At 64.9% G+C, this 6,438-nt stretch carries 5 protein-coding genes; 4 read left to right on the forward strand and 1 reads right to left on the reverse strand.

Annotated features, from left to right (window positions below; translation table 11 throughout):
- Positions 1-460: 460 nt before the first annotated feature.
- Both DER72_RS15750 and ilvN read left to right on the forward strand, forming a co-directional pair.
- Complete coding sequence (locus tag DER72_RS15750; RefSeq protein WP_110070876.1) at positions 461-2,185, forward strand: acetolactate synthase 3 large subunit; 1,725 nt, start codon at positions 461-463, stop codon at positions 2,183-2,185.
- A complete protein-coding gene (ilvN, locus tag DER72_RS15755) occupies positions 2,185-2,676 on the forward strand; it encodes an acetolactate synthase small subunit (protein ID WP_110070877.1) in 492 nt (163 codons plus the stop codon). Before DER72_RS15750 ends, ilvN begins: the two co-directional genes overlap by 1 nt.
- A 231-nt stretch (positions 2,677-2,907) precedes the next feature.
- Here the strand turns inward: ilvN and ilvY are convergent, their stop codons facing one another.
- Complete coding sequence (ilvY, locus tag DER72_RS15760; protein WP_110070878.1) at positions 2,908-3,795, reverse strand: HTH-type transcriptional activator IlvY; 888 nt, start codon at positions 3,793-3,795, stop codon at positions 2,908-2,910.
- 71 nt (positions 3,796-3,866) lie between these two features.
- Between ilvY and ilvC the strand changes: the two genes are divergently transcribed.
- Both ilvC and pssA read left to right on the forward strand, forming a co-directional pair.
- Positions 3,867-4,985: a ketol-acid reductoisomerase gene (gene ilvC / locus DER72_RS15765; protein WP_258306334.1), complete on the forward strand. Its 1,119-nt coding sequence runs from the start codon at positions 3,867-3,869 to the stop codon at positions 4,983-4,985.
- A 156-nt stretch (positions 4,986-5,141) separates the two neighbouring features.
- Positions 5,142-6,023, forward strand: a complete 882-nt coding sequence (pssA, locus tag DER72_RS15770) for a CDP-diacylglycerol--serine O-phosphatidyltransferase (RefSeq protein WP_110070880.1) — start codon at positions 5,142-5,144, stop codon at positions 6,021-6,023.
- The last annotated feature ends 415 nt before the right edge of the window (positions 6,024-6,438 follow it).

Consider the following 6,438-nt stretch of genomic DNA (forward strand, 5'->3'; position numbering starts at 1 on the left):
TCAGTCCAATAGTGGATGACAGGAACCGCCGTATACGGAACCGTACGTACGGTGGTGTGGGAGGGCGCCGGGGGTGACCCCGGCCCCTACCCGATCTCGTGCCTTCGCGGACCCTCACACTTTTTATGCGGTTGACACCGTTGCGTCGCTAATGGAATCTTGGCCCTTCCTGATTTGCGGGCGCGGAACTCTGCGGGCAACCCCCTCATCCCCGCGCGATGGGTAGGCCAGAGGGCCTCTACCCGCCGAAGGACTTCCGGGCACGGGCCAACCGCCCGTCCCGGCCAACGCCCCGACGCGGCGATCCGCCGCGATGAGAGTGCAGGCCCCAACAGGGTCTTTAACTGCCAGGGTTTGGCATCAGGTGCCGGCATGTCCGGCAGCGGCATACCGCCGCACTCGACCCCGCGCCCGCTTCGGGCGCGGATCGCACTCGAGACCTCCAGGGGAGAAACACAACGTGGAACTGCTTTCCGGCGCGGACATGATCGCCCGCTTCCTGCAGGATGAGGGCGTCGAATATATCTACGGCTATCCAGGCGGAGCGGCGCTGCACATCTACGACGCCCTGTTCCGTCAGGACAAGGTCAAGCACATCCTGGTGCGCCACGAGCAGGCCGCCACCCACGCCGCCGACGGCTACGCGCGCGCCTCGGGCAAGCCCGGCGTGGTGCTGGTCACCTCCGGCCCCGGCGCCACCAACGCCGTCACCGGCATCGCCACCGCCTACATGGATTCGATCCCGATGGTGGTGTTGTGCGGCCAGGTGATGAGCCACCTGATCGGCGACGACGCCTTCCAGGAAACCGACATCATCGGCGTGACTCGCCCCATCGTGAAGCACAGCTTCTCGATCAAGCATCCGACCGAGATTCCCGAAGTCTTGAAAAAGGCCTTCTACCTGGCCTCCACCGGTCGTCCCGGCCCGGTGGTGGTGGACATTCCCAAGGACATGACCGCCCCCACCGAGCGCTACGAGTACGTCTACCCGAAGAAGGTCAAGATGCGCTCGTACAACCCGGTCACCCGCGGGCACACCGGCCAGATCAAGAAGGCCGTGGAGATGATGCTCAAGGCCAAGCGCCCGGTCTTCTATACCGGCGGCGGCGTGGTCACCGGGCGGGCCAGCGAGGGGCTCACCGATCTGGTCAAGCAGCTGGGCTTCCCGATCACCACCACCCTGATGGGCATCGGCGCCTACCCGCAGGGCGACAGGCAGTGTCTGGGCTGGCTGGGCATGCACGGCTCCTTTGAATCCAACATGGCCATGCACCATGCCGACCTGATCATCGCCATCGGGGCGCGCTTCGATGACCGTGTCACCAACAACACCTCCAAGTTCTGCCCCACGGCCAAGATCATCCATGTGGACGTCGACCCGAGCTCGGTCTCCAAGACGGTGCGCGCCGACGTGCCCATCGTGGGGCCGGCCGGCAGCGTGATCAGCGAGATGATCAGCCTGGTGCAGGGCAAGGAGATCGCCAACCCCGAGGCCCTGGCCGAGTGGTGGCAGAAGATCGACGGCTGGCGCGAGGAGCGCGTGGGCAAGCTCTACGAGCCCTCGAAGCCCGGCGAGAAGATCAAGCCTCAGGAGGTGGTCGAGGCGCTGTGCCGGGTGACCCGCGGCGAGGCCTATGTCACCACCGACGTGGGGCAGCACCAGATGTTTGCCGCCCAGTACTACAAGTTCGACAAGCCCAACCGCTTCATCACCTCCGGCGGCCTCGGCACCATGGGCTTCGGCTTCCCGGCGGCCATGGGCATCAAGCAGAACTTCCCGGAAGAGCAGGTGGTCTGCGTGACCGGCGAGGGCAGCTTCCAGATGATGATGCAGGAGCTCTCCACCTGTAAGCAGTACGGGGTGGGCGTGAAGATCATCAACCTGAACAACGCCTCGCTCGGGATGGTGCGCCAGTGGCAGGACCTGAACTACAAGTCCCGCCATGCCCACTCCTACATGGAGTCGCTGCCCGACTTCCAGAAACTGATCGAGTCCTATGGCTTCACCGCGCTGAAGGTCGAGACCCTCGACCAGCTCGAGCCGGCCCTGGAGCGCTTCCTGGCCGACAAGCACGAGCTGGTGTTCCTCGACGTGGCGGTCGACCCGCACGAGCACGTCTATCCGATGCAGGTGCCCCTGGGCGCCATGCGTGACATGCTGCTTTCCAAGACGGAGCGGACCTGATGCGCCATATCATCTCGATTCTGATGGAAAACGAACCGGGCGCCCTGTCTCGCGTGGTGGGGCTCTTCTCTCAGCGCAACTTCAACATCGAGACGCTGAACGTGGCGCCCACCGAGGAGCCGACCCTGTCGCGTCTCACCGTCACCACCGTGGGCGATGACCGGGTGATCGAGCAGATCACCAAGCACCTCAACAAGCTGATCGACGTGGTCAAGCTGGTGGACCTCACCGAGGGCAACCACATCGAGCGCGAGCTGATGCTGGTGAAGGTCAAGGCGCTGGGCGCGGCCCGCGACGAGGTGAAGCGCACCGTGGATATCTTCCGCGCGCAGATCGTCGACGTGTCGCCGAGCCTCTACACCGTGCAGATCACCGGCGATGCCGGCAAGCTGGACGCCTTCCTGCAGGCCATGGCCCCGGTGGGCATCCTGGAGGTGGCGCGTACCGGGGTTTCCGGTATTGCCCGCGGCGACAAGGTGCTGTCGCTCTGATTTACTACTGCGCTCGACGACCCACATGGATGTGGGAAGTGCGCTGGTTCGCCGGGAGCGAACCTAGCCATCTCGGCCACCGGCGGTGCTCACAATCCTCATTGAGCAGCCAGTCAACTCCGGTTGCTGCGCTCCGGCGGTGGCCGACTTATCGTCGCTCGTGACGTAAATCTACATCTGCAGAATGTTAGGCCGCCCCTCGGGGCGGCCTTGCTGTTTTCGGGGAGAGCCTCAGCGCTCGATCACCTCATCCCATAGCGCCTGGATCAGCGGGCTTCTCAGGCGTCGCTCCAGCACGCAGAGGCCCACGTCGTAGTGGGGCAGCTCCGGCTTTACCGGCAGCACCCGCACACGCTCCTGGAGCGGGCTGTTGTCGAGCACGATCTTCGGCACCACGCCGATGCCGAAGCCCAGCCCTACCATGCTGACAATCGCCTCGTGGCCCGCCACCTGAGCGTAGATGCGTGGCGCCACCCCCAATGCCTTGAACCAGGTGTCGGCAAACTCCCGGGAGAGGCCTGCCTCGGAGAGGATCATCGGCACCTCCCGCCACTGCTCGGCGCTGGGCGACTCCGGGGTAGAGGGAATCCACGGGGCGGCCTCCCGCGGCGCGATGAACACCAGCGGCGCACGGGTCAGCGACTTGAAGGCCAGCGCCTCGGGGGTGCGTCGCGGGCGGGGGGTGATCGCCATGTCCTCCTCGCCGGCCAGCACACGCGCCATGGCCTCGGCGGGGTCGCCGGTATGCAGCTTGAGCTCGATGCCGGGGTGGTGGGTGCGAAACTCGCTGAGCAGCGCGTAGAGGAAGCTGTAGCTGGCGGTCACCGAGCAGTAGACGCTGATCTCCCCGGTGAGTCGCAGCGCCTCGCTCTGCAGCGAGAGCCGCAGCTGTTCCCACTGCTCGAGGGCCTCTCGGGCGTAGGCCTGGAAGGTCTCGCCCTGGCGGGTCAGGGCCACGTGACGGTTGTCGCGCTCGAAGAGCGTGACCCCCAGGCTCTCCTCGAGTTGGCGGATCGAGCGGGAGAGGGTCGAGGGGCTGACGTGGCAGGTCTCGCTGGCGCGTCCGAAGTGCAGGCTGTCGGCCAGGGCGAGGAAGTGCTTGAGGGGGCGCATGTCCATGGGTTCAGTATTGCACGATCTGGCATGTCACGTTGCAAATATCGCGTTTTACGCAATGGAGGGGCTGGCGTATGGTGTCCTCATCGGATGCCGCGAACTCAGTCCCGCGTCAGACGGGGCGGGTGGCCATCAACGCTGACACCCACATTCATCGACGTTCCAGGAGCACGACCATGCACGTTTACTACGACAAGGATTGCGACCTCTCCCTCATCCAGAGCAAGAAGGTCACCATCGTGGGCTACGGCTCACAGGGCCACGCCCACGCCAACAACCTGAAGGAGTCCGGCGTCGACGTCACCGTCGCCCTGCGCGCCGGTTCTTCCTCCGCCGCCAAGGCCGAGGCCGCCGGCCTCAAGGTCGCCAGCGTGCCCGAGGCGTGCAAGACCGCCGACGTGGTGATGATCCTGGCCCCGGACGAGAATCAGAAGGCGATCTACGAGAACGAGGTCGAGCCGAACCTGAAGCAGGGTGCCACCCTGGCCTTCGCCCACGGCTTCAACATCCACTACAACCAGATCGAGCCGCGCAAGGACCTGGACGTGATCATGATCGCGCCCAAGGCCCCGGGCCACACCGTGCGCTCCGAGTTCGTCAAGGGTGGCGGCATCCCCGACCTGATCGCCATTCACCAGGACGCCTCCGGCTCCGCCAAGGAGCTGGCGCTCTCCTACGCTGCCGGCGTCGGCGGTGGCCGCAGCGGCATCATCGAGACCACCTTCAAGGATGAGACCGAGACCGATCTGTTCGGTGAGCAGGCCGTGCTGTGCGGCGGCGCCGTCGAGCTGGTCAAGGCCGGCTTCGAGACCCTGACCGAGGCGGGCTATGCCCCCGAGATGGCCTACTTCGAGTGTCTGCACGAGCTCAAGCTGATCGTCGACCTGATGTACGAGGGCGGCATCGCCAACATGAACTACTCCATCTCCAACAACGCGGAGTATGGCGAGTACGTGACCGGCACCGAGGTGATCAACGAGCAGTCTCGCGAGGCGATGCGCAACGCTCTCAAGCGCATCCAGACCGGCGAGTACGCCAAGATGTTCATCCAGGAAGGCAACAGCAACTACCCGTCGATGACGGCGCGTCGCCGCCTGAACGCCGAGCACCAGATCGAGATCGTGGGTGCCAAGCTGCGTGGCATGATGCCGTGGATCGCCGCCAACCAGCTGGTGGACAAGTCCAAGAACTGATCCCGATCGGTTGTCGGACAGACGAAGAGGGCGCGGGCATCCGCGCCCTCTTTCATTGTGGGGCCGAGCCGATGCGTGGCGTTGTGGGGGCGTGTCGGGCGTGTAGAATGAGGGTGCGCCCTCGCGGCGCCTTCATTTCGGCTATGGACGAGACGCATGAGTCAGGACCCCCGTACTACCGATCACGACCCTGCCCGGCCGGATGCCGAGCCGGACGCCCAGGCGTCACCCGAGCGGGTGCCCCCGGCCGAGGAGGATCTGGCGGCGGCCTTCGTGCGCGAGACCGAGGTGATCGAGGAGGCCGTGGAGGATGGCAAGAAGGTTCGCCGCAAGGGAATCTATCTGCTGCCCAACCTCTTCACCACCTCGGCCCTGTTCGCGGGCTTCTTCGCGATCGTTGCCGGCATCAACGGCGACTTCACCGCAGCGGCGGTGGCGATCTTCATCGCCATGGTGCTCGACGGCCTGGATGGCCGGGTGGCGCGCATGACCAACACCCAAAGCGCCTTTGGCGCCGAGTATGACAGTCTCTCGGACATGCTCTCCTTCGGGGCGGCGCCGGCGCTGGTGGCCTTCACCTGGATTCTCCAGGACATCGGCAAAACCGGCTGGGTGGTGGCCTTCCTCTACGTCGCCTGTGCCGCGCTGCGCCTGGCGCGCTTCAACGTGCAGATCGGCAGCGTCGACAAGAAGTGGTTCATTGGCCTGCCCAGCCCCTCGGCGGCGGCGCTGGTGGCCGCCAGCATCTGGACCTTCCACAGCTTCGATGCCGAGGCCTTCGGCTTCAAGCTGCTGATGCTGCTGATCGTGGCCGCCGCCGGCGTGCTGATGGTCAGCAATATTCGCTATTACAGCTTCAAGGAGGTGGACCTCAAGGGGCCGGTGCCCTTCGTGGTGCTGTTGGCCATCGTGCTCGGGTTCGTGGTGATCTCGATGCAGCCCTCGGTGATGCTGCTGCTGCTGTTCGGGGCCTACGTGGCCTCCGGCCCGGTGATGGCCGTGATGCGCAAGATGAAGAACGCGCCCCCCGCCGGCTGACTACCACCACCTCATGATCACAGCGCCCGCCTCGTGCGGGCGCTGTCGTCTCGGCGCCATGGCTTGCCCACAGTCCCTTTCGCCGCGGCGCTGTGGATGGTTTGGGCCGACGCGCTGGCCCGTTGGATTCACCGCTCTGCCATTATCCTGAAATTTTTTACAGAGAGGGCTTGCCCCGGGCCGGAGGAAGCCGTAAAGTACGCATCCGCTGCCGGTGACCAGCAGGGTTGCAGGCGGTAATAGATGGTGGAAGTGGTTGTTCTGCTTGGGGTTTTTGAGAGTTTCGAAAATCTTCTCGCTTGACACTCACCGCGGATTCACTAGAATGCGCGCCACTTGTTCTGCAGGGCTCGCTAAGGGCTCTATTCGCAACGCCTCGGCAAGATGAGGCGTGTTGTCAGCGGAGATCGGACGG

This window comes from Halomonas sp. A11-A (genome assembly GCF_003182195.1).
Lineage (GTDB): Bacteria > Pseudomonadota > Gammaproteobacteria > Pseudomonadales > Halomonadaceae > Halomonas > Halomonas alkalicola.

Excerpts from the sequence above, each read along its gene's own strand:
- ilvN (WP_110070877.1), top strand. The coding sequence starts at position 2,185 with ATGCGCCATATCATCTCGATTCTGATGGAAAACGAACCGGGCGCCCTG.
- ilvY (WP_110070878.1), bottom strand. The coding sequence starts at position 3,795 with ATGGACATGCGCCCCCTCAAGCACTTCCTCGCCCTGGCCGACAGCCTG.
- ilvC (WP_258306334.1), top strand. The coding sequence starts at position 3,867 with ATGGTGTCCTCATCGGATGCCGCGAACTCAGTCCCGCGTCAGACGGGG.
- pssA (WP_110070880.1), top strand. The coding sequence starts at position 5,142 with ATGAGTCAGGACCCCCGTACTACCGATCACGACCCTGCCCGGCCGGAT.